The organism is Nocardia sp. NPDC004168 (genome assembly GCF_040610355.1).
GTDB lineage: Bacteria > Actinomycetota > Actinomycetes > Mycobacteriales > Mycobacteriaceae > Nocardia > Nocardia sichangensis.
Window position 1 is genome coordinate 77,832 of record NZ_JBEXME010000011.1, and the last position, 21,919, is coordinate 99,750.

The 21,919-nt window shown below is 67.4% G+C and carries 23 protein-coding genes; 7 read left to right on the forward strand and 16 right to left on the reverse strand.

Features of this window, described 5'->3' with window-relative positions; translation table 11 throughout:
* Window position 1: 1 nt before the first annotated feature.
* Both ABZW96_RS20785 and ABZW96_RS20790 read left to right on the forward strand, forming a co-directional pair.
* Window positions 2-610: a TetR/AcrR family transcriptional regulator gene (locus tag ABZW96_RS20785; RefSeq protein ID WP_355076835.1), complete on the forward strand. Its 609-nt coding sequence runs from the start codon at window positions 2-4 to the stop codon at window positions 608-610.
* A gap of 49 nt (window positions 611-659) precedes the next feature.
* Window positions 660-1,814, forward strand: a complete 1,155-nt coding sequence (locus ABZW96_RS20790; RefSeq protein ID WP_355077048.1) for an acetyl-CoA C-acetyltransferase — start codon at window positions 660-662, stop codon at window positions 1,812-1,814.
* Window positions 1,815-1,979: 165 nt separating this feature from the next.
* Here the strand turns inward: ABZW96_RS20790 and ABZW96_RS20795 are convergent, their stop codons facing one another.
* The 4 genes from ABZW96_RS20795 to ABZW96_RS20810 are packed head-to-tail and all read right to left on the reverse strand — an operon-like array spanning window position 1,980 to window position 5,054.
* Window positions 1,980-2,759, reverse strand: a complete 780-nt coding sequence (locus ABZW96_RS20795) for an ESX secretion-associated protein EspG (protein WP_355076837.1) — start codon at window positions 2,757-2,759, stop codon at window positions 1,980-1,982.
* Window positions 2,752-4,059 (reverse strand): hypothetical protein, encoded by a 1,308-nt coding sequence (locus ABZW96_RS20800; protein WP_355076839.1) that lies wholly within the window; start codon window positions 4,057-4,059, stop codon window positions 2,752-2,754. Before ABZW96_RS20800 ends, ABZW96_RS20795 begins: the two co-directional genes overlap by 8 nt.
* Window positions 4,056-4,436, reverse strand: a complete 381-nt coding sequence (locus tag ABZW96_RS20805) for a hypothetical protein (RefSeq protein WP_355076840.1) — start codon at window positions 4,434-4,436, stop codon at window positions 4,056-4,058. The genes ABZW96_RS20800 and ABZW96_RS20805 overlap by 4 nt, the downstream gene beginning before the upstream one ends.
* A gap of 9 nt (window positions 4,437-4,445) precedes the next feature.
* Window positions 4,446-5,054 (reverse strand): DUF3558 domain-containing protein, encoded by a 609-nt coding sequence (locus ABZW96_RS20810; protein WP_355076842.1) that lies wholly within the window; start codon window positions 5,052-5,054, stop codon window positions 4,446-4,448.
* Between the two features lie 616 nt (window positions 5,055-5,670).
* Between ABZW96_RS20810 and ABZW96_RS20815 the strand changes: the two genes are divergently transcribed.
* Together ABZW96_RS20815 and ABZW96_RS20820 are read left to right on the forward strand one after the other, a co-directional pair.
* On the forward strand, window positions 5,671-6,327 hold the full coding sequence (locus tag ABZW96_RS20815; RefSeq protein WP_355076843.1) for a hypothetical protein: 657 nt from the start codon (window positions 5,671-5,673) through the stop codon (window positions 6,325-6,327).
* Window positions 6,303-6,527 (forward strand): hypothetical protein, encoded by a 225-nt coding sequence (locus ABZW96_RS20820; RefSeq protein WP_157106555.1) that lies wholly within the window; start codon window positions 6,303-6,305, stop codon window positions 6,525-6,527. The genes ABZW96_RS20815 and ABZW96_RS20820 overlap by 25 nt, the downstream gene beginning before the upstream one ends.
* Before the next feature lie 326 nt (window positions 6,528-6,853).
* On the opposite strand, the gene ABZW96_RS20825 is transcribed toward ABZW96_RS20820, so the two are convergent.
* The 5 genes from ABZW96_RS20825 to ABZW96_RS20845 form a co-directional block, all read right to left on the reverse strand.
* The gene (locus ABZW96_RS20825) at window positions 6,854-7,315 is read right to left on the reverse strand and encodes a YbhB/YbcL family Raf kinase inhibitor-like protein (protein WP_355076845.1); all 462 of its coding nucleotides are present in this window, start codon (window positions 7,313-7,315) and stop codon (window positions 6,854-6,856) included.
* Between the two features lie 321 nt (window positions 7,316-7,636).
* A complete protein-coding gene (locus ABZW96_RS20830; protein ID WP_355076847.1) occupies window positions 7,637-8,731 on the reverse strand; it encodes a nitronate monooxygenase in 1,095 nt (364 codons plus the stop codon).
* Window positions 8,728-9,486, reverse strand: coding sequence for a CoA-transferase (locus ABZW96_RS20835; RefSeq protein ID WP_355076848.1), 759 nt, complete (start codon window positions 9,484-9,486; stop codon window positions 8,728-8,730). Before ABZW96_RS20835 ends, ABZW96_RS20830 begins: the two co-directional genes overlap by 4 nt.
* Window positions 9,486-10,361 carry a CoA-transferase gene (locus ABZW96_RS20840; RefSeq protein WP_355076850.1) on the reverse strand — a complete coding sequence of 292 codons (876 nt, stop codon included), beginning with the start codon at window positions 10,359-10,361 and terminating at the stop codon, window positions 9,486-9,488. The genes ABZW96_RS20835 and ABZW96_RS20840 overlap by 1 nt, the downstream gene beginning before the upstream one ends.
* Window positions 10,362-10,375: 14 nt before the next feature.
* The gene (locus tag ABZW96_RS20845; RefSeq protein ID WP_039794869.1) at window positions 10,376-11,140 is read right to left on the reverse strand and encodes an enoyl-CoA hydratase family protein; all 765 of its coding nucleotides are present in this window, start codon (window positions 11,138-11,140) and stop codon (window positions 10,376-10,378) included.
* 62 nt (window positions 11,141-11,202) lie between these two features.
* Here ABZW96_RS20845 and ABZW96_RS20850 point away from each other — a divergent pair, with 62 nt between their 5' ends.
* Both ABZW96_RS20850 and ABZW96_RS20855 read left to right on the forward strand, forming a co-directional pair.
* Window positions 11,203-11,985: an SDR family oxidoreductase gene (locus ABZW96_RS20850; RefSeq protein ID WP_355076852.1), complete on the forward strand. Its 783-nt coding sequence runs from the start codon at window positions 11,203-11,205 to the stop codon at window positions 11,983-11,985.
* 28 nt (window positions 11,986-12,013) lie between these two features.
* Window positions 12,014-12,925 carry an SDR family oxidoreductase gene (locus ABZW96_RS20855; protein WP_355076853.1) on the forward strand — a complete coding sequence of 304 codons (912 nt, stop codon included), beginning with the start codon at window positions 12,014-12,016 and terminating at the stop codon, window positions 12,923-12,925.
* Window positions 12,926-13,979: 1,054 nt separating this feature from the next.
* On the opposite strand, the gene ABZW96_RS20860 is transcribed toward ABZW96_RS20855, so the two are convergent.
* Both ABZW96_RS20860 and ABZW96_RS20865 read right to left on the reverse strand, forming a co-directional pair.
* Window positions 13,980-14,396, reverse strand: a complete 417-nt coding sequence (locus tag ABZW96_RS20860) for a helix-turn-helix domain-containing protein (RefSeq protein WP_011207048.1) — start codon at window positions 14,394-14,396, stop codon at window positions 13,980-13,982.
* A 359-nt stretch (window positions 14,397-14,755) separates the two neighbouring features.
* Window positions 14,756-15,919, reverse strand: a complete 1,164-nt coding sequence (locus ABZW96_RS20865; protein WP_355076854.1) for a steroid 3-ketoacyl-CoA thiolase — start codon at window positions 15,917-15,919, stop codon at window positions 14,756-14,758.
* 102 nt (window positions 15,920-16,021) lie between these two features.
* On the opposite strand from ABZW96_RS20865, the gene ABZW96_RS20870 reads away from it, so the two are divergent.
* Entirely contained in the window at window positions 16,022-17,323 is a 1,302-nt protein-coding gene (locus ABZW96_RS20870) for a cytochrome P450 (RefSeq protein ID WP_355076856.1), read from the forward strand.
* 56 nt (window positions 17,324-17,379) lie between these two features.
* On the opposite strand, the gene ABZW96_RS20875 is transcribed toward ABZW96_RS20870, so the two are convergent.
* From ABZW96_RS20875 to ABZW96_RS20895, 5 genes are read right to left on the reverse strand one after another with little or no spacing between them, the layout of a single operon-like run.
* Window positions 17,380-17,796, reverse strand: coding sequence for a nuclear transport factor 2 family protein (locus ABZW96_RS20875; RefSeq protein ID WP_355076857.1), 417 nt, complete (start codon window positions 17,794-17,796; stop codon window positions 17,380-17,382).
* Window positions 17,797-17,824: 28 nt separating this feature from the next.
* Window positions 17,825-18,709 carry a TIGR03619 family F420-dependent LLM class oxidoreductase gene (locus ABZW96_RS20880; RefSeq protein WP_355077050.1) on the reverse strand — a complete coding sequence of 295 codons (885 nt, stop codon included), beginning with the start codon at window positions 18,707-18,709 and terminating at the stop codon, window positions 17,825-17,827.
* A 5-nt stretch (window positions 18,710-18,714) separates the two neighbouring features.
* Window positions 18,715-19,881, reverse strand: coding sequence for a thiolase domain-containing protein (locus tag ABZW96_RS20885; RefSeq protein ID WP_355076859.1), 1,167 nt, complete (start codon window positions 19,879-19,881; stop codon window positions 18,715-18,717).
* A complete protein-coding gene (locus tag ABZW96_RS20890; RefSeq protein WP_355076860.1) occupies window positions 19,878-20,912 on the reverse strand; it encodes a thiolase domain-containing protein in 1,035 nt (344 codons plus the stop codon). Before ABZW96_RS20890 ends, ABZW96_RS20885 begins: the two co-directional genes overlap by 4 nt.
* A gap of 12 nt (window positions 20,913-20,924) precedes the next feature.
* A complete protein-coding gene (locus ABZW96_RS20895) occupies window positions 20,925-21,875 on the reverse strand; it encodes an OB-fold domain-containing protein (protein WP_355076862.1) in 951 nt (316 codons plus the stop codon).
* Between the last annotated feature and the right edge of the window lie 44 nt (window positions 21,876-21,919).

A 21,919-nucleotide genomic window follows, 5' to 3' on the forward strand; every position in this document is an offset into this window, starting at 1 on the left:
TGTGCCCGCACCAGACGCCTCTAAATCAGCACGGCGCAGCGAGTTGCTCGCCTTGGCGGCCGAATTGTTCGCCGAGCGGGGATTGCGCGCGACCACAGTGCGCGACATCGCCGACGCGGCCGGGATCCTATCGGGGAGCCTCTATCACCACTTCGATTCCAAGGAGTCGATGGTGGACGAGATCCTGCGCGGGTTCTTGGACGAACTGTTCGGTCGCTACCGCGAGATCGTCGCCTCCGGTCTGAGTTCGCGAGACACCTTGGAAGCCTTGGTGCTCGCGTCCTACGAGTCGTTCGACCGCTGGCACGCCGCGGTGGCGATCTACCAGGCCGAGGCGAAGCGGCTGCGCGACTCGGAGCGGTTCACCTACATCGCCGCGTACAACCGCGAATTCCGCGAGCTGTGGCACCGGGTGCTGACCAACGGCGTCCAGGACGGCAGCTTCCGGCCGGAGCTGGATGTCGAACTGGCCTACCGGTTCCTGCGTGACACGGTGTGGGTCGCGGTGCGGTGGTACCGCCCCGGCGGCTCGGTCACCGTCGAGAACCTCGCGAAGCAGTACCTGACCATCGTGCTCGACGGGCTCACCGCCGGCGAGCGCACCACGTAGGAGTCCTTACATGTCAGCACCTTCCGCGTCCCGTCGTCCGTATGCCCCGCTGCGGGACGCCTACGTGATCGATGCGGTACGCACCCCGGTCGGCAAGCGCGGCGGCGCACTGGCGGGCGTGCACCCGGCCGATCTGGGCGCGGCCGCGCTGCGCGGCCTGCTGGACCGCAACCCGATCGACCCGGGGAATGTGGACGACGTCATCGTCGGCTGCGTCGACAACGTCGGCCCCCAGGCGGGCAACATCGGCCGCACCATGTGGCTGGCCGCGGGCTATCCCGAAGAGGTGCCCGGCGTAACGGTGGACCGGCAGTGCGGATCCAGCCAGCAGGCCATCAATTTCGGCGCCCAAGCCATCATGAGCGGCACGGCCGAGGTGATCGTCGCGGGCGGCGTGCAGAACATGAGCGCGATCCCGATCTCCGCGGCCATGTTCGCGGGCAAGGAGTACGGCTTCGACTCGCCGTTCGTCGGATCGCAGGGCTGGGATCACCGCTACGGCACCGCCGAGGTGACCCAGTTCCGGGCGGCCCAGCTGATCGCCGAGAAGTGGGACATCAGCCGGGCGGAAATGGAACGATGGGCGCTGCGCAGCCACGAGCGGGCCCGCGACGCGATCAAGAACGGCCGCTTCGACAACGAGATCGTGCCGGTCGGCGATTTCTGGATCGACCAGGGCCCGCGCGAGACCAGTCTGGAGAAGATGGCTTCGCTGCCCGCGCTGGCCGAGGGCAGCCCGCTGACCGCCGCGGTGGCCAGCCAGATCTCCGACGGCGCCAGCGCCACCCTGCTCGCTTCGGACTGGGCGGTGCGGGAGTACGGCTTGACGCCGCGAGCGCGCATCCACCACGTGAGCGCGCGCGGCGCGGACCCGATCTACATGCTCACCGCGCCGATCCCGGCGACCAAGTGGGCGCTGGAGAAGTCCGGTCTCACCATCGATGACATCGACGTGATCGAGATCAACGAAGCGTTCGCGCCCGTGGTGCTGTCCTGGCTGAAGGAGACCGGCGCGAATCCCGAGAAGGTCAACGTCAACGGCGGCGCCATCGCCCTCGGTCACCCGCTCGGCGCGACCGGCGCGAAGCTTTTCGCGACGCTGCTCAACGAGCTCGAACGGATCGAGGGCCGCTACGGCCTGCTCACCATCTGCGAGGGCGGCGGCACCGCCAACGCCACCATCATCGAGCGCCTGCCGCGCTGATCCGCGCGAGCGAGCGGCACGCCGAGAAGTTCGACGTGCCGCTCGCGTGTCGAGGATGGCGACGGGTCGTGGTCAGTCGGATTGCACCTCGTGATCCGACTGCCCCTGAGACGGCCCATCATTGATGGCGCCACGGCTCTGGTGGACCCGCCGTTCGCGCGGTCCTTATCGCTGTGAGCGCAGGTACTCGTCGTGTTCGCGGTCCTCGCGGTAGTAACGCTGGGTCAGCACGGTGAGACGGTTGATCTCGGCCGCCATAGCGGCGGGGGCGAGCGGTTTGGCGACGATGGGGTCGCCCGTTCTCACGTAGTAGCGGCCATCCGTGTAGTCCATCCACCAGAAACCGCGCCCGAAACTCGGGCGGGCGTCGACGGCCGGGCCGGCGAACACCGTGACCTCGCCCAGCCCGAGGCGTTCCCGCTTGAAGATCTGGTCCAGCCGCGCCACGGTGCCGACCTCGTACGGCTTGCGCACCGGCCGTTCCCGATCGGCGGTCACTTCTTCGCGGCGCACTTCGATCGGCGGATGCGTGCCCGCGGGCATCTTCGGCAGCGCGGCCACCGCTTTGGCGGCGACCCGCCCTGCGGCGCAATAACTCACGATCACGTCAGCTCCGGTGTCCGGTGCGTGGCCGGGGAGTTGGACCAGGGTGGCCCCGGCCTGCCCGCGTACCGCGCCGTGGAAACGGAACACGATCGACATGTCCGGGCCCCCCATGCCTTTGGACTCGACCCGTACCTCCGGCTCCAGCAATACGTCCAGCGCCTGTTCCAGCTCGACGGCGTATCGCCCGAGCAGCGCGTCGACCGCTTCCTCGCGTTGACGCTTCAGATCGGCGAAATCCATCTCTTCCGGACGATATTGCAGCGGGTACGGCAGACGGTCGCGACCATAGGCGGACCAAAGGATTTCGAATTCCTGCCCGGTGAAGCGCCAGTCAGCCATGCGGGTTGTCTCCGATGACCGGAGGAACGGCCTTCGGCAAGGAATCCAGACCGGTGAGTTCCTCGCCGTTGTGCTGGTTGACCAGGTAGTCCTTGACGCCCGATGTCTCGCGTTCGTCGTCCTTGCCGCGAGACCCCATCCCCGGGGCGATGCCGCTCGTTCCGGTCGTGCCGGTTCGCGCCGTCTGGGCTCCGGTCGCCGTGGCGGCCGGATGCGCGTGCGGCTGCTGCGGGCCGGCCGGGACGTTGCGGCCCGGTGCGGGAGTTCCGGTGATGTTCGGTGCACCGGATACGACAGGGGTGCCGGGACGCCCAGGTGTATTCGGGCTCGTCGTCCCGGGCCGACCAGGCGTCGCCGGAGCGGTGGTGAAGTTCGGGCTCGGCGTAGTGGTGCTGCTCGGTGTCGTCGACGGCGTGGTCGATGTCGTCGGTTGTACGCCGGTCGACTGGTCCACACCCGCCGGGGTGAGTGCCTGCGGAGTGGTGGCGGGGTTGGTCTCGGGCGATTGTCGTGGGCCGCCGTCGGATTGGTCGGTGGTCTCCGGTTGCGCGGCTTCGGGCTGGTTCGACTCGGTAGTCGTCGTCTGCGGTGCGGAGGTATTCGGAGCGCCAGGTGACGAGATACCCGGCTGCTGCCCGGGATCTGCCACGATCTGCGGGGCAGTCGGCAGGACGGGCACACCGTGGTCGGTCTGATTCGCGACTTGGCCGTACACCGTCCGCAGAATCCGCCTCGCTTCCTGCGCCGCCTCCTCTTCGGTGTAATCGCCCGCCTTCATGACACCGTCCTGGGGCAACGTCTTATCCCTCAGGTCCGGGCGTTCGGTGGCCTGCGGCATCAACGCCTGCGTCTGCTCGAGACCGGTATGCATCTCCGACAGCTTGAAACTCACCAGACACGCGGCATCCGCGAGATTCCCCGACTGATTCCGGTAGTTCGTCACCGCGTCCGCGGCCGCTTTCCCGGATTGCCCGGTCCAGCCCGGATTCGTGCCGTCCCCGGTCACGGTGCGGCCGAACTGCTCGTTGAACGCCTGAATCGCACCGGTCAGATTCATCCCGATGTTCAACCAGGCCTCCGACGCCTCGCGCACCGTACCCGGCCGCATCGCGTTCACGGCGTCGACCATCTGCGCCAACGTCATACTGTCGTAGTTGTCCGGTCCCGGAATTCGCGGCGGTTCGTACTCCCCTTGAAACGATGTGCCCAACCGGCTGGTGAAGTCGTAGATCGTGTCGCGCTCCCGATTCCACTGCTCCTGCGCGGCGATGATCCGGGCGCGGTACTCCTCGTAGGTCATGGTTGCGCGTCCAAGCCGGTGAACTGGTCGGCCCTCGACTGGTCCAGCTCCACGAAGTTCGCGATTGCTTTGGCGACAACCTCTTTCGCGATCTTTACCGCGTCGATGTGCTGCATGAGGACGGCGTCCAAGGATTGCTCGGTGCCAGCAGCCTTGCTGGCGAATTTCTCCCGGAGAACCTGACCTGAGGGAAAGGGGCCGAAACCGTCGATAATCTTGACCCGGTCCGCCATTTGCAGGATGGCGTCCAGCCGGTCCAAGTAGTCGTCGCAGGCCTTGTCCAACCCCTTGCCGATCTCGGGATGTAGTACTATCTCACCGGAATTGGCCAGGTCGAGAACTCTCCGCCACTCCGTTGCGTCGACTCCGACAGACACAACCCCTCCTTAGTTTTTCGGCAGGTACTGCGCTAGATCGGAGGCATGGCGACGGACCTCTGCGCATGGATCGCCCTGTTTGCCAACGGAGTAGCGAGTTACGACCCGAAACAAGACCGTGCCCTGTGCCGCTTCGACGGCGATGCTGCACTTGAGTTGCTTGGCGTCGCCCACATCGAGGAACTCAACGGCGTTGTGGGCACCGACCGGATGCGGTGTGAAGGACTCGAAATCACGACGCTTCTGAACGTCCTGAAGAGTGGGCGTACCGGAGAAGATCGTCAAGTCGTACCAGCGAGAGACGGCTCGCCACCCGCATACCTTCCATCCGGTGAAGTCCACGCCAGCCGCGTCCTTGTTCTTGCTGGCGGTATCCAGCCCGGTCCCCGATATCGCAGCTTCCGGCAGGTCGCATGGGTTCCAGAGTGCCGCGTCCGGGTCAGCAGACTTCGTGGCGGTGGTAGTCGCCGTGGCCGCCGCCGTTGTGGAGGTCGGTGTGCTCCCGGTGGTGTCACCACACCCAGCCAGCACCACCACCGCACCGGTCGCGAGCACGGCACCGCGTAACAGCTTCCCCCAGCTCGTCATCGGTTCCTCACCGCCGGTGCCGTAACGCATCGACGGGGGCCGGACCGGCTCCTCCGCCCCCCGCAAGCTGGGATCGACGCTACTGGGCGGTTCACGGGGTCGCAACAGTCGCCGATGGGGTGAGGCGAAGCGCGACGGAAATCGGAGCACAGTGGCACAGGTGAGCGGAATCCTGACACGCTCGCGCTTCCGAGCGGTCGATGACGCCGAATTCGAAGCTCTACGTATTCGAAATGTTCGTAACGTTCGACTGTTCAATTATTAGTGACCATCTTTCTCTGTACAGTTCGGGTGTGGCGAACATCGTTGAGCTCGTACTGCTTTGGCTCGATGGTGCTGCCTTGCATCCGATCGGTGGCAGTGGAGCGCTGATTCGATGAGGGGTCCGGGGGCCAATGCTGTCAGGGAGTTGTTCAGGCGGGTCCGTGACGATCTGCGCGGAATGCTGCGCCGCCAAGCCGAGGGTCACAATGCCTGGATACACGGCAAAGCCGAAGGCGTCAGAGAATCCGACCGCGTCATCCGAAGAAGCGACCAGGACGGATACGACCGGATCGCGGGCACCCGAGAACCGAGCGAGGCCGCGGGCGGTTCGGCTCCTGTCGCCGCACGCTCCGGGCGGACACCGCTCACCGATCTGTCGCATATGCGGCCGCTGGGTGACCTCTTCGACGGCGCTCGGCGCGGCGATCTCGACGACTACGACCTGACCCGGGAGCTGGGAGGACTACAGCGCAAGTACGGTCCCTATCACCTCGAGGATCTCGGCGCCTGGTACGAACGGGCTTGGGAACGCGAGGACGGAAGCATTCACCCCGACAACGTGGGGTTCACCGCGAAGATATGCGGTCCCGGCGGAGAAGACGCCGGCTCGCTGCTCTACAGCTTCACGCGCGACAACGACGGAAGGCTCGTGGTCACCCATGACCTCACCGAACTGAACGAAGGCTTCACGGGCAAGGGATTCTCCACTGCCTTCGCCGCATCCACAGAGGACTACTTCCGTCGATCGGGTGTGGACAGAATAGAGTTGACCGCCACGAGACTGCGGCAAGACGACTCACTCGACGGCGCGGTCGCCTGGGCCAAGGCCGGCTACGACTGGAACCCGGATCCGGTGAAACTGGCGAAGTCCGTCAACAGCATGAGATCGAGGATCGACTCACTGCTCGACGGGGAAATAGGCACGCTGAGCCCCGCCGACACAGCGCTACTTCAGGACATGCGCACACGATTCGACGGACCGCCGGTGGGATTTGAACTGATGAAAGGATCGTCATGGCACGGGATGAAGAAACTGTGACTCCCACCCCGGAAGAACGTGAGTTCATCGAGGCCCGCGGCAAAGCCACCTCCACCCACTTCATGCGGTTCGTCACCGAACGTGGCCTCGACACCGACCCCGATACTTGGCCCGCGGCCGACCGGGAAGAATTCGACCGGCAAGCACGCCGGCTAATCGAGGAATGGAAAAACCGCGCACGCGAAACCTTCGGACTGTGAACGTCACCCGGCCCGCCTACAGCGCGGCGCCCCACCGTGGGTGACGCACGAGTTCGCTCACGGCACGGCGGTGAACAACTCGTAGCCGAGTGCCCGGATCTGATGCTCCGGTTCACAGCGCACACATAGACACGGCCCAGCGCACACACGGCATGCAAGCCTCCGCTGTGGGCCTCTCGCGCCGATCAAAGGCGGAGATCGCCGCAAGGTAGGCACCCGTCAGTCGAGTGGCACATGGCTGAGGCGAATTGCGAGTAGACCCTCCGTCTTGTGCCACTCGACGAGGCGCCTGGCGGGGGCACACCCTCGCCTGGCGAGTGATCTAGCTAGTCGACGGTATAGGTGCCGATGAGCTGGCCGTCTCCGATGCTCGCGTCGACGATCGCGGACCTCGCGTCGTTCGCCGACGTCCGCGCGTCCACCTTCACGGGACGCGAGAGCGCGTAGACGATGAATCGGTAATGGTGGACGCCGGTGCCTGCGGGTGGGCACGGTCCGAAGTATTCGGCGCGCTTCGCGCTGTTGAGGCTGACCACCCCGCCCGCGGGTGTCTGCCCCTCCGCGCTGGACGTGGTGGTCGTCGGGATATTGCTGACCACCCAATGGGTGAACAGGCCGCTCGGGGCGTCCGGGTCGTCGACGATCAGCGCCGAGGTGGCGGCTTCCGGGGGCATCGTCCAGTTCAGCGGCGGCGGCTCGTTCCTGCCCTTGCAGGTGTAGACCACCGGAATCGGGTCGCCATGGTCGAAAGCGGTACTGCGCACGGAGATCTCGTTCGTCGCGGGCATCGCGGCCTCCGCTCGAGTCGAGGGATGGTGATCGAGTCCGACGGTTCGCCTGTCGCACGGCGGGCTGGCGCAATGTGGCGATCGACAGGCGAACCCTGTTATGTCGTTGTCAGTCCAGCGTAAGACGCCGTTGCGGGACCATCCAGATTATGGGCAAATCAGCCGTTATCACTGCCTGTAGGCGACCGGCCACCCGCGAGGTCGGCTTCGAGGTCATGGCTCGCTTCGCCCGGCCGGCTATGCGGGGGTCGCCCGATGTCGGTCCCTTTCGAGTTGGACACGGGCAGGGCGGCACCAGGGCGAACCGGCGGCCGCAATCCCTCAGTCCGACCCTGTTCCCGCCGACTGCTTGTCTCCGGCCAGCGCCGCGATCGTCTCGATCCGCTCCACCGCGTCGGTGACGATCCGATCGATCAGTTCCTTGCACGTGGGCAGGTCGTCGATGATCCCCGTGACCTGTCCCGCCGCGAGCACGCCCGCCTGGGTGTTGCCCTCGACCAATCCGGCGCGCAGGAGCATCGGCGTGTTCGCGGCCATGACGACCTGAGACCAGCTGAGGTCCTTGGTCTTTCGCATGGCCAAGCCGTCGCGGACCATCGTGGACCACTTCATGCCGGTCATGCTCTTGAACCGGGCCGCGTTGCCCACCGCTGCGGTGAGGCCGCGCCAACGGCCCGAATGCTCCAGTCGCTGAACCAGTTCGGTGTTCAGCACGCGGTGCGGCATGCCGTCGACCTTGAGCGACACCACCGTGTCCTGGAGCTGTCGCCGCAGGTACTCCTGCTTGACCGCATCGGGGACGGTGCTCTCCTGGGTGAGCAGGAACCGCGTGCCCATCGCGACACCCGCCGCGCCGTAGGCCAGGGCGGCGGCCAGACCGCGCCCGTCGAAGAATCCGCCCGCGGCGACCACGGGAATGTCCACCGCGTCCAGCACCGAGGGCAGCAGCAGGGTGGTGGCCACCGGGCCGGTGTGTCCGCCGCCCTCGCCGCCCTGCACGATCACGGCGTCCGCCCCCCACGATGCGACTTTGACCGCGTGCTTCGCCGCGCCGATCGACGGAATGACCACCACCCCGGCGTCTTTCAGCTTCGCGATCAGGTCCTGCTTCGGCGCGAGCGCGAACGACGCGACCGCCACCTTCTCCCGGATCAGCAGATCGATCCGCTCTGACGCGTCCGCGGCGTCGGCGCGGATGTTCACGCCGAACGGTTTCGCGGTGTGCGCTTTGGTCTTCGCGATGGCCGCCTCGAGCTCGGCGAAGGTCATGGTGGCGGAGGCGAGGATGCCGAGTCCGCCCGCTTCGGCGGTGGCCGACACCAGGCTCGGGCCCGCGACCCAGCCCATGCCGGTCTGCACGATCGGATGTTCGATGCCGACCAGATCGGTCAGCGGGGTACGCAAGCGCGGGCTCATGACGGGACCTCGGTTTCGCGAATCTTCTTGGGGTCGAGCACCTCACGGATCAACCGCAGCTCCTCGGCCGTCGGCTGCCGCGTCTCGCCCGCTTCGGCGAGCCCGGCGATCTCGAACGAGGTGTTCTCCGCGACCTCGTCGGCGGTGACGCCGGGGTGCAGGCTGCGTGCGCGCATGGTGTGGCCTGGGCCTTCGAAGTCGAAGACGCCCAGATTGGTCACCACGCGGTGCAGGTGGTGGAAGCGGTATGCCGGGTCGGCCGCGTCGACCTTGTCGTATCCCACCCCGGAGACGATGTCGACCTTCTCGGTGAACACCCGCTTGGTGTGCCGCGCGACCCAGTAGCTGGTGGCGTGATTGATCGTGTTTCCCGGCGCGCCACGCACACCGAACATCTGCCGGGTCGGCTGCTGCAAGGAGCCGAACGCCGAAAGGTTCTGGTTGCCGAACCGGTCGATCTGATTGGCGCCCATCACCACGTGCCTGCGTCCGGACGCCACCACGTCGAAGACTCTCCGGAACGGGATCCAGCCTTCGATCGGCGCTTTGCCGCCCAGCGGGGGAGTCTCGGCGAACAGCAGCGCCTCGCCGTCGGACAGCAGCAGATCCGGTTCGGTGGTGAGCTTGGCCAGCCGCGCGCCGATTATGGACATGGGCGACATGGGGCTGGCCATGATCTCGCCCGCGCCGCTGAAGATCTCCGCGCAGGCGATGGCACAGATCTCGGCGCGGGTGACGGTTTCGGTGCTGGTCATCACGCCTCCTCGGCGAATCGGCGGACGGCGGCCTGGTACTGCTCCTCGGAGCCGGCCAGATAGGTGTCGACGAACCGCTGCCACGACTCCGGCGTCTTCGCGGACTCGACGTAGTGCTTTTGGAACTTCTCGTCCCGGCCGTAGTCGTCGGCCGCCAGGGTGAAGTGCGCGCCGCCGGGGGCCTCGACCACGCCGTCCACCATCATGCGGTTGAGCAGCAGCGATTGCAGCGGAACGGTTTTCACCAGTTCGTCGGTCTCTACGACGCGCTCGACCGAGACGTAGCGGCGCTGCGCCGCCAGGCAGAACAGATCGTCGAAGTAGGGGTCGACGCCGGTGTAGGCGGCGTTGCCGTGCGCGTCGCCGAGATTCAGATGTACCAGCGCCGCGTCGAGATTCAGGGCGGGCATGGCGATCAGGGTCTCCGGCGTGCCGTCGACGGGGTAGGGCGACTCGACCGTCTTCAACTCGCCCTCCCAGAAGTTCGGGACGTCCGAGCCGAGCCCGGCGCGGATCGGCAGGAACGGCAGTCGCGCCGCCGCGGCCTCCAGCCCGCACTTGAGCATGCCTTCGTCCATCTCGCGGGCGGCCAGCGCACCCGAGGTGCGCGCCTTGGCGAACCACGGGTCGTAGAACGGCGCCGAATCCAGCGATACGAAGCCGTAGTACGCCTTGCGCACCTTCCCCGCCGAACACAACAGCCCGAGATCTGGCCCGCCGTAACCGACCACGGTCAGGTCCGTGAGGTCCGAACGCAGAATGGCTCGCACCAGCGCCATCGGCTTGCGCCGTGACCCCCAGCCACCGATGCCGATGGTCATCCCGCTGCGCAGCTCGCCGACGACCTCGTCGAGCGACATCCGCTTGTCTCGCATGGGTAATTCCTCTCTCACTGCCCGCTCTTGCGCGCCGCGAGGTCGTCGTCGAACCGGGCGCGGATCTCGTCGGCGACGCCGGCGAGGTTGAGTTCGAAGGTGAATCCCTGCTCGTACCGGTAGCTGCGGTGCACGTCCTGCACGTCGATGCCGTTCAGCGCCCGCTTGGCCGCCCGGATCACCCGGCCGTCCTTGGCCGCGATGTTCTTGGCCAGCTCCAAGGCGGCGGCGTCGAGTTCGGCGCGCGGCACAACCTGGTACACCGAGCCGTAGTGGTGCAGCTGCTGGGCGGTGATGGTGCTCGCGGTGTAGAACAGCGCGCGCATCAGGTGCTGCGGCACCAGCCGTGCCAAGTGGGTGGCCGCGCCGAGCGCGCCGCGATCGACCTCGGGCAGCCCGAAGGTCGCATCGTCGGAGGCGATCACGACATCCGCGTTGCCCACCAGGCCGATGCCGCCGCCGAGGCAGAAGCCCTGCACCACCGCGATCACCGGCACCTGGCACTCGTACACCGCCGCGAACGCCTCGAAGCAGCCGTGATTGGCGTCGATGAGCGCCTGATGGCCGGGCTTGCTCTGGATCTCCTTGATGTCCACACCCGCGTTGAAACCGCGGTTCTCCGCGCGCAGCACCACCACCTTGGTGTCCGGGTCGCGGCCCGCCGCGCGCACTTCGTCGGCGATGGCGAACCAACCGTCCGTGGGGATGGCGTTGACCGGCGGATAGTCGACCGTGACCACGCTGATTCCGGTCGATTCGGAGTGGCGGTTGATCCCCATGGCAAGTCCCATCGTGTGTGAACGCATTGGCAAAGCAAGCAGTTGCTTGGTAGGTTAGCACGGTGCCACTCGAAATCGATCTGTCCGGCCGCGTCGTTCTGGTGACGGGCGGTGTGCGCGGTGTGGGCGCGGGCGTGAGCAAGGCGTTCCTTGCCGCCGGCGCCACCGTCGTGGCGTGTGCACGGCGACCGGCGGACGCGCCCGTCGAAGTCGACGGCCGCTCGATCGACTACGTGCCGTGCGATGTGCGGGACGAGGGCGCGGTGCGCGCCCTGATCGACACGATCACCGAGCGCCACGGCCGCCTCGACCATCTGGTGAACAACGCGGGCGGCGCTCCGTTCGCACTCGCCGCCGAGGCGAGCAAGAAGTTCCACACCAAGATCGTCGAGCTGAACCTGCTCGCTCCGCTGCTGTTGGCGCAGGCCGCCAACGCGGTGATGCAGCGGCAGGACGAGGGCGGCTCGATCGTGAACATCTCCAGCGTCAGCGGGCACCGTCCCTCGCCGGGCACCGCCGCCTACGGCGCGGCGAAAGCGGGCGTGGACAGTCTCACCGGCTCGCTCGCCGTCGAGTGGGCGCCGAGGGTTCGGGTGAACTCGCTGGTGGTGGGGCCGGTCGACACCGAGCTGAGCCGACTGCACTACGGCGATCAGGACGGCGTCGACGCGGTGGGCCGGACCATTCCTCTGGGTCGCATGGCCCGACCCGACGACGTCGGCCGCTGCGCCGTCTTCCTGGCCTCGCCGCTGGCCGCATACGTCAGCGGCGCGACCCTGCTGGTGCACGGCGGCGGCGAACGGCCCGCCTTCCTCGCCGCTTCCAATGCCGACCAGCAGTCCTGAACAAGACCGCACACGAAGAAGGACACATATGGACACCGAGCAGATCTGCGCCGGGCGCGTCGTCATCGTCACCGGCGCGGGCCGGGGCATCGGCCGCGCGCACGCCCTCGCTTTCGCCGCGGCGGGCGCCAGCGTGGTGGTCAACGACATCGGTTCGACCCTCGACGGCGCGGCCACCGCGGAAACGCCCGCCGCGCAGGTGGTCGCCGAGATCGAGGCGCTGGGCGGCCGGGCGGTGGCCAACGGCGACGACGTCGCCGACTGGGAAGGCGCCCGCAGGCTCATCCGCCAGGCCGTCGACGCCTTCGGCAAGCTGGACGTGCTGGTCAACAACGCCGGGTTCGTGCGCGACCGGATGTTGGTCAATCTCAGCGAGGACGAGTGGGACGCGGTGGTCCGCGTGCACCTGAAAGGCCACTTCGCGACCATGCGGCACGCGATCGAATACTGGCGTGCGGAGGCCAAGGCGGGTCGTCCGGTCGACGGACGGATCATCAACACCAGCTCCGGCGCCGGACTGCAGGGCAGCGTCGGACAGAGCAATTACGGGGCGGCCAAGGCCGGTATCGCGGGCCTGACGCTGACCGCCGCCGCCGAATTCGCCCGCTACGGCGTGACGGTGAACGCGATCGCCCCGTCCGCGCGCACCAGGATGACCGAGACGGTGTTCGCGGACATGATGGCGGCGCCGGAAAGCGGCTTCGACGCGATGGCGCCGGAGAACGTGTCTCCGCTGGTCGTATGGCTGGGCAGTGCGCAGTCGGCGGCGGTGACGGGGCGGGTCTTCGAGGTGGAAGGCGGCAAGGTGGCGCTGGCCGACGGCTGGCGGCACGGTGAGCCCGCCGACCGCGGCGCCCGCTGGGATCCGGCCGAGCTCGGACCGGTCGTGGCCGACCTGATCGCCAAAGCGACTCCGCCGGAGGCGGTATACGGCGCCTGAGCGGCCTCGGCCCGTCGACGGGCGCGTTCGCGGACCGGGGTCTAGTATGGGCGCACCCGTCCGTTCGGAAAGTCCCGTGTGAGAGTGGCGACCGGGCACAGAACTGCGCTTCGACTGATGAGGGGAAGGCTCGGCGCATGAGAGTAGGTCGCGCGTTCCGTGTGCGGGCAGCGTCCGGCGCCGTCGCGGGCCCCGCTCTGCGCGGCGGCAGGGTTTCCGCCCACGTGCCACTTTCCCGCCCATCGTGCGCGGTGGATCCCGAGCCGCCGCCCTACGACGGCGATCCCTGGCTTCCGCTGGCCGTGCCGGGGCGGCGGTCGGAGGTCGATGCGGCCCCTGCCCGGTCGACCGCTGGAACGGATTCGGCCGCAGCGGGTTCGGCGGCCGCCGGGTCGTCCGGTCTGGGCGTGTGCTCGGCAGCGGGTCGGCCGTGCAATCGCGCTCTACCCGGCGGGCATCGTGGTGCTCGCGGTACCGGCCGTGGATCGGATCCGGTGCGCGGCCCGGGTCGCGCACCGGCAGTCCGGCCTTGGCTCGGCCCGCTTGGAAGGTCGCGAGCCTGCTCATCGCAGATCGGCGACATGCCGCCGGGCGGCGAATCAGGGCCTCGTGCTGGCGGAACGCGCACCGACCGCCTCGGTGGTGGTCCGGACCGACCGGGTGAGCGCGGTGGATTGCTCTGCCCGAAGGCTTTAGTCCGGGCGGAGCGTGCAGGCACGTCTCGCGAGCCTATCGGACCACCGCGCCCGGCTGCGCTCGAAATTGATCGACCTCGCGCAAATACGATCAATCCGGCGCAATAGCCGAACGCGGACTATTCGGACAGACCGGTTGGGCCGGGAATCCTCTTCGACATGAACGACTGTCGGCGAACCACGCCGAAAGTGCATATGTAAGCACATCATAGGGAGGGCGGCACTAACCGGCCTGCGGTCGCGGCCCCAATTTCTCTGGCACGACCGCACGCCGGTTGCGTGCTTCGCCCGCTTACGCGTGCGCAAAACACAGCACAGTGCGACCCGATGGGTCGCACTGTGCTGCCGTGCAGAAGAACCTATTCGGTTCCATCCGGAGGAATTTCGGGCAAGCCCTCGCTTGCCCGCAACTTCTCCGCCATGGATGTGAGGAGGTTCTGTGATTCTTCGGACAAGTCGAACGCTCTACTCGACAGCCGTCGCAGTCCATAGCCCTGCAGCTGGGACAGCAGCTCCAGATCGTGATCGATCTTGGCGGCATAGATGTCGTTGAAGAAGTAGTCCGGCTTGACTTTGAAGAACTTCGCCAGGGCGGCCACCGTCTCATCGGACGGGTTCGTCCGCTGTCCCGACCGCAACTGCGACAGGTACGGTTTCGAGATCGGATGTCCGGAGGCCGTCAGCGCCGCCGCGACCTCCGCGTTGGTGTGCGGCTTACGCCCCGGGGGATGCACGGTTTCGAACAGCTTGTTCAGCCGCGCCGCGAAATCAGCCATTGTGAGCCGCCCAATTCCCTTCGCTGTACTAACAGTCGTTATCTCGGATACGTATCATTGATATTAGCGGCTCAGTAACTGAAAACCTACGCCTGATTCCGGATTTCCTTGAAGCTTCTAGGTCGGAAGGCGGCGAAGGCACTGGGACGGTCGCGTTTGCGGGTCACGCCAAGGCCTCTCGAGAAGCCGCGGTACGAACCGGTTCTGGCCCGTCGCTGCGGTCTCTACGCAAGGGGTCTTGATAGCCGCAAGATAGCTGACATCTCATGGACTCGGCGGTACATGGGTTTGTGTGGCGTACGACACGTTTGCGCGCCCAGGGGATGAACGTTCAACAAACGCGCATGAAATGGTTGAACTCACAAACGTTCGATGATCGTTCCTGTCGCGAGTGCGCCACCGGCGCACATGAGAACCATTGCGGTGCTGCGGTCGGAGCGCTCCAGTTCGTGCAAAGCCGTTGTGATCAGGCGGGATCCGGTGGAGCCGACGGGATGCCCGAGAGCGATGGCGCCGCCGTTGACATTAACCCGATCCATGTCCGGCTGGTGTACAGAAGCCCAGGAAAGTGCGACCGACGCGAACGCTTCGTTGATCTCGAAAAGGTCGATGTCGCCGATATTCATGCCGGACCGCTCCAGCAGCCTGGTGCACGCCTGCACAGGGCCGTCGAGGTGGAACTCCGGCTCCGCGCCGACCACCGCCTGCGTGACGATCCGCGCCCGCGGACGCAAACCCGCTCGCTGCGCGGCCTTCTCGTCCATCAGCAGCACCGCGGCGGCGCCGTCGGAGATCTGTGAGGAGGATCCGGCGGTGTGCACGCCGCCCTCCAGGACCGGCTTCAGCTTCGCCAAGCCTTCGGCAGTGGTCTCGCGCAGGCCCTGATCCCGTGACACATCGAGCTTTTCGCCGGTGAGGTTGCCCTCTTTGTCGGCTGCGGGGGCGGTGACGGTCAGCACCTCGCGATCGAACCGGCCCTCTGCCCACGCCTGAGCGGCCAGGCGCTGCGAGCGTGCGCCGAACGCGTCCACGTCCGCGCGGGTGATCCCGCGCCGCTTGGCGATTCGCTCGGCCGCCTCGAACTGGTTGGGCAGGTCGATGTTCCACGACGCGGGCCTGCGCGGCCCCGCGTTCTCGCCGACATTGGCGCCCAGCGGAACCCGGCTCATCGCCTCCACGCCACAGGCCATGCCGATGTCGATGGCGCCGGCCGCGATCAGGCCCGCGATCAGATGATTGGCCTGCTGAGCGGAGCCGCACTGGGTGTCGATCGTGGTGGCGCCGACCTGCCACGGCAGGCCCGCGTGCAGCCACGCGACCCGGGTGACGTTGTTGGACTGCTCGCCCGCCTGGGTGACGCAGCCGCCGATGACCTGTTCGACCTGCGCGGGGTCCAGGTGTGCGCGCTCGAGCAGCCCGCGCTGGGCCGCGCCGAGCAGTTCGGCCGCGTGCAGGCCCGACAGCCAGCCGCCGCGCTTGCCGATCGGGGTCCGTGCGGCCTCGACGATCACGGGTGTGCCCATGTCCAACCTCTCTTTATGGGACAGAAAACTGAAACGCGTTCATAGCACTTGTCAGGGGCGGATCTGTCCGGTTTCTTTCCTCGTTCTCCCGCCTGTGCTTCAATGATTATAGAACGTGTTTCAGTTTGTCGAAGGAGACATCTGGTGGTAGACACTCGGAATGCCCGGCCGAATCTTCCGGACGGGTTCGACGTCACGGACCCGGACATCTACGCCGAGCGTGTTCCGGTCGAGGAGTTCGCCGAACTGCGCCGGACGGCGCCGATCTGGTGGAACCCGCAGTCCCCGGACGTCAGCGGCTTTCACGACGACGGCTTCTGGGTGGTGAGCAAGCACGCCGACGTCAAAGAGGTCTCGCGGCGCAGCGACGTGTTCTCCAGTTACGAGAACACCGCCATCCCGCGGTTCAACGACGACATCGCCCGGGAGCAGATCGAGCTGCAGCGGATCGTCCTGCTGAACATGGACGCGCCGGAGCACACCAAGCTGCGCAAGATCATCTCGCGCGGCTTCACCCCGCGCGCCATCAACGGCCTGCGCGCGGAGCTGTCGGCCCGTGCGGAGTCCATCGTGAAGGCGGCGGCCGAGTCGGGTTCCGGCGACTTCGTCACCCAGATCGCGTGCGAACTGCCGCTACAGGCCATCGCCGAGCTGATCGGCGTCCCGCAGGAAGACCGGATGAAGGTCTTCTCCTGGTCCAACGACATGACCGGCTACGACGACCCGGAGAGCGCCGCCGACCCGGTCGCGGCTTCCGCCGAGATTCTGGGCTACGCCTACCAGATGGCGGCCGCGCGCAAGCAGTGCCCGGCCGACGACATCGTCACGACGCTGATCGAAGCCGATGTCGACGGTGACAAGCTCACCGAAGAGGAGTTCGGCTTCTTCGTGATCATGCTCGCCGTCGCGGGCAACGAGACCACGCGCAACGCCATCTCGCACGGCATGATCGCGTTCCTGGAGAACCCGGACCAGTGGGAGCTGTTCAAGAAGGAACGTCCCGCCACGGCCGCCGACGAGATCATCCGGTGGGCCACTCCGGTCACCTCGTTCCAGCGGACCGCGTTGGAGGACACGGAGCTCGGCGGCGTGCAGATCAAGAAGGGCCAGCGGGTGGTCATGCTGTACCGCGCGGCCAACTTCGACGAAGAGGTCTTCGACCAGCCGGAGAAGTTCGACATCATGCGCGCGGACAACCCGCACCTGGCCTTCGGCGGCACCGGGGCGCACTTCTGCATCGGGGCGAACCTGGCCCGGCTGGAGATCGACCTGATCTTCAACGCCATCGCCGACCACCTGCCCGACATCACCAAGGTCGCCGACGCCAAGCGGCTGCGTTCGGGCTGGCTCAACGGGATCAAGGAGTTCCCGGTCGACTACAAGACCTGCCCGGTCGCGCACTGAGACATGGAAAAGGCCCTCGCACTTCGGTGCGAGGGCCTTATTCGTCCGGTACCGAGTCAGTCGACCGGACGCGCGGTCTTCATGGCGCGATCGACCTCCCAGAACGCCCGCAGCGCGGCGATCTTGCCGTCCTCGTTCACCCGGTAGGTGAACACGCCGTCGGCGTCGATCCGGTGCCCGCCGAGGGTGCTGCGGATCGTGCCGGTGAAGGCGACCTCGTTGCCGCAGGCGAACGAGTCGCCGAACAGGAACTCGATCAGATCGGTCTTCGCGATCGCCTTGTCCCAGAACGCGGCGATGGCCTCCGTGCCGCGGTGGCCCTTGCCCTCCGGGTCGAAGCCCGACGGGCCGATGGGGTCCTCCACGATGCCGTCCTCGGCGAACAGCGCGACCCAGGCCCGCTTGTCCCGTGCTCGCACGGCGGCCTGTGACGCAAGGCCCGCGGCCCGGGCCGGATGCTCGGCGGTGGTCATACGGCCTCCTTCGACCGGTTGATGGGTCTCACCGCGCGGTGAGCACGGGTTCGGCTATGTACTGTCGCGCGAACTTGCGCAGCGAGTCCTGTTTGGCGGCGAGCTCACCGTCGAATCCGATGCCGTCGGCCAGCCAGGGCACCACGATCGCGTCGGTGACGCCCGCGTCCGCGAGGTCCTGATAGCCCGACCGTCCGAAGCGATCGATGCACACCGCCTGGATCTCGAACGGCTCATCGGCCCGGTCGTACTCGGCGCGCAGCGTGCCGAGCTTGCCGATGGTGCTCCGGAGTTCGGCATAGGTCATCATGGCCGAGGTCCAGCCGTCGCCGACCCGTGCGGCGCGGCGCAATGCCGCGTCGGTGTGCCCGCCGATATAGAACGGCACCGGCTCGCTCGGGGCCGGGCTGATCTGCAGCGGATCGAAATCGAAGAACTCGCCGTGGTACTCGACCATGCCACCGGCGAGCACCAGCTTGATCACCTCGATCATCTCGTCCACCCGCGCGCCGCGGCGTGCGAAGGGCACGCCGCACCACTCGAACTCCTCCGGCGCCCAGCCGATTCCGACGCCGAAACCGAAGCGGTTGCCCGACAGGTTGGCCACCGAGCCGACCTGCCGGGCCAGCAGGAGCGGATTGCGCGAACCCAACTTCAGCACGTTCGTGTAGAAGCGGATGCGGCTGGTGACGGCCGCCATGGCGGTCGCGCCGATGAGCGGGTCGACCCACGGAGTCTCCGGCCCCCAGAACCGGCTGCCGTCGGCGGTGTAGGGGTACTTCGCCGCCGCCGACTTCATGTAGAACAACGAATCCGGCAGGGCGATGGACGAGAAACCGCATTCCTCGGCGGTTTTCGCGAGCTCCGGCAGCTGGTCCAGCGGACTCAGCGCGATGCCGACGGTGAACTTCAGCGGAGTCACCGCCGCTCCGATCCGACGACCCACATCGAGAAGTACTGCGAACCACCGCCGTACGCGTGTCCCAGCGCCTTGCGCGCGCCCTCGACCTGGTAGTCCCCGGCCCGCTGCATGACCTGCTTGGCCGCCTCGGCGAACCGGATGAGCCCGGAGGCGCCGATCGGGTTGGACGACAGCACGCCGCCGGACGGATTGACCGGAAGAGTGCCGCCGATCTCGGTCTCGCCCTTGTCGGTGAGTTTCCACCCGTCGCCCTGCGGCACGAAGCCCAGGTTCTCCAGCCACATCGGTTCGAACCAGGAGAACGGGACGTAGATCTCGGCTACGTCGATCTCCTCGAGCGGGTTGGTGATGCCGGCCGCCTGCCACAGCGCCGCCGCCGCGTCGCGGCCCGCCTGCGGGTTGACCTGGTCGCGCCCGGAGAATGTGGTCGGTTCGGTACGCATCGCGGTGCCGTGCACCCAGGCGACCTTGCGGCCGGTGGCCTCGACCGCCTCGGCGGCGTCCGCGTCGCCCAGCACGATCGCGCACGCGCCGTCGGAAGAGGGGCAGGTCTCGTCGAAGCGGATCGGGTCCCACAGCATCTGCGAGGCGAGCACCGATTCCAGCGTGATGTCGGGCTGCTTCAGGTGGGCCAGCGGGTTCTTGGCGCCGTTGCGGCGATCCTTCACCGCCACCATGGCGCCGATGTGGCCCGGGGCGTTGGAGCGCCGGATGTAGGAACGTACGTGCGGCGCGAAATATCCGCCCGCGCCCGCGCCGACCGGCATGGTGAACGGCACCGGAATCGACAACGCCCACATGGCGTTCGACTCCGACTGCTTCTCCCACGCCACCGCGAGCACGCGCTTGTGCACACCCGCCTGCACCAGATTGGTCGCGACGATGCCGGTGGAGCCGCCGACGGAACCGGCGGTGTGCACCCGCAGCAGCGGCTTGCCGGTGGCGCCGAGCGCGTCCGCCATGAACAGCTCGGGCATCATGACGCCCTCGAACCCGTCGGGCGCCTTGCCGACCACGACCGCGTCGATATCGGCGATGGTGAGACCGGCGTCGGCGAGGGCGCGATCGATGGCCTCGCGGCACATCCCCGACATGGAGACATCGGTCCGTTTCGTCACGTGATGGGTCTGTCCGGTGCCGAGCACCGCAGCTGGCAAGCTCATCGGTTCTCCGATCCCAAGACGGTCACAAGGTTCTGCTGGAGCGCGGGGCCGCTGGTGGCGTGGGCCAGGGCGCGATTCGCCGAGCCCGCGATGATCGCCTCGGCCGCGAAGCCGATGCGCTCCAGGCCCGCGGCGAACATCGGGTTGGCCGCGAGCGCGCCGCCGGACGGATTCACCTTCGTGCCGTTCTTCAGCCCGATCGCCTCGGCGAGGATCAGCTGCTGATGGCTGAACGGCGCGTGCAGCTCGGCGATGTCGAAGCCGCTGACGTCGCCGCCGGTGACCGCGTGGGCGGCGGCGGCCGTCGAAGGCGAGACGGTGAGGTCACGCGCACCGAGCACGGGAGTATCGATCCGATGCGCCATGCCGGTGATCCACGCGGGGCGTTCGCACAGTTCGCGGGCGCGGTCGCCCACGGCGAGCACGATGGCGGCCGCACCGTCGGTGATCGGCGCGATGTCGTGCGCGCGCAGCGGATCCGCGACGTAGGGCTGGTCGAGCAGGCTGTCGGCGTCACCGTCGCCTGCCACGACGGCCGCCATGTCCCGCTCGGTCCAGCGGCCCGCGTCCAGACCGGCGCGCGCCTGCAGGCCGGCGATGGACCAGGCGTCCGGCCACAGCGGCGCGACCAGGTAGGGGTCCAGCTGCATGGTGAGCACCTGGCGCTGCGTGCCCGCGGAGGACTTGCCGAAGCCGTACACCAGTGCCGTCGTCGCCTGCCCGGAGCGCAGTTTCACCCACGCCTCGTACAGCGCCCATGCGGCGTCCATCTCCACGTGCGATTCGTTGATCGGCGGCACCGCGCCGATGGCGTCGATCGCCGAGATGAACGAGAAGGCGCGTCCGGCAAGGTAATCGGACGAGCCGGAGCACCAGAAGTCGATATCGGACTTGGTGATGCCGAGTCGGTCGTAGAGCTGCTGGAAGCAGGGCACCAGCATCTCGACACCGTTGGTGGTGCCGAAGGTCTCCGGCACGTGCGGCGCGTGGGCGAAGCCCACGACCGCGATGTCGGTGGCGTTGTCAGTCAACGTGCGCCTCTCTCAGAGGTGGTGCTTATAGATCTCGTAGTCGGCGTCCGGCTCGCCGGAGGGACGGAAGTGGTCCACGTTCTCCAGCCCGTAGCCCCACTCCTCGCGCGGCTTCCACACCGCCTGCACCCGCATGCCCATCCGCACCTCGCTCGCGTCGCAGCCGAGCACCAGGTGCAGCACCGGGATGTCCGCGCCGTCCAGCAGCACGTAGGCCGCGACGTAGGGCGGCTTGATCCGCTGGCCCATGAACGGCACATTGACGATGCAGAAGGTGGTCACGGTGCCGTGATCGGACAGTTCGATGAACTCGTCGGTCGGCCTGCCGTCGGTCGGATTCGCGCCGCGCGGCGGGAAGTACACCTTGCCAGCGGCGTCGGTGCGCGCGCCGATCAGCTTGCCTTCGGCGAGTCCGCGCAGGTACACGGTCTCCTGCGGCGAGGCGGTGTGCTTGTAGGACAGGTCGACCGGCGTCGTGATCATGGTGACCGGATCGGCCGAGGCGGACTCCACCGGTGCCGAAGCCTGCTCGCCCGGCTCGAAGCAGAGGATGTCGCGAATGCTGCCCTCGGTCTGCTCGGCCCAGCGGGCGGTCACCCGTAAGCCTTTGCGGATGTCCTCGGGTGCGGCGACGTCGACGGCGTGCAGCAGCGTCGTGTCCGCGCCGTCCAGCCGGATCAGCGCCCAGGCGAACGGGCGGTCGAACGGCTGGCCCGGCAGCGGCTCGCGCACCCAGGTCCAGGATTCGACGGTGCCGGTGTCGGCGACGTCGACGAACTCGGTCAGCGGTTCGGCGGTGATCGGATCGTATTCCGGCGGCGGCACGATCACCCGGCCGTCCGACCCGCGCGCGCCGACGATCTTGTGGTCGCGCAATCGGGTCAGAAAGGTTCCGATGGTGGTGCCGACGGAGCGGGTGTAATCGAAACGCACCCGCAGGGGCGCGCTGAGTACCTCGGGCACGGCGCCCGTGTTCAATGCCGTGCCGCTACCACCAGCGATTGCCG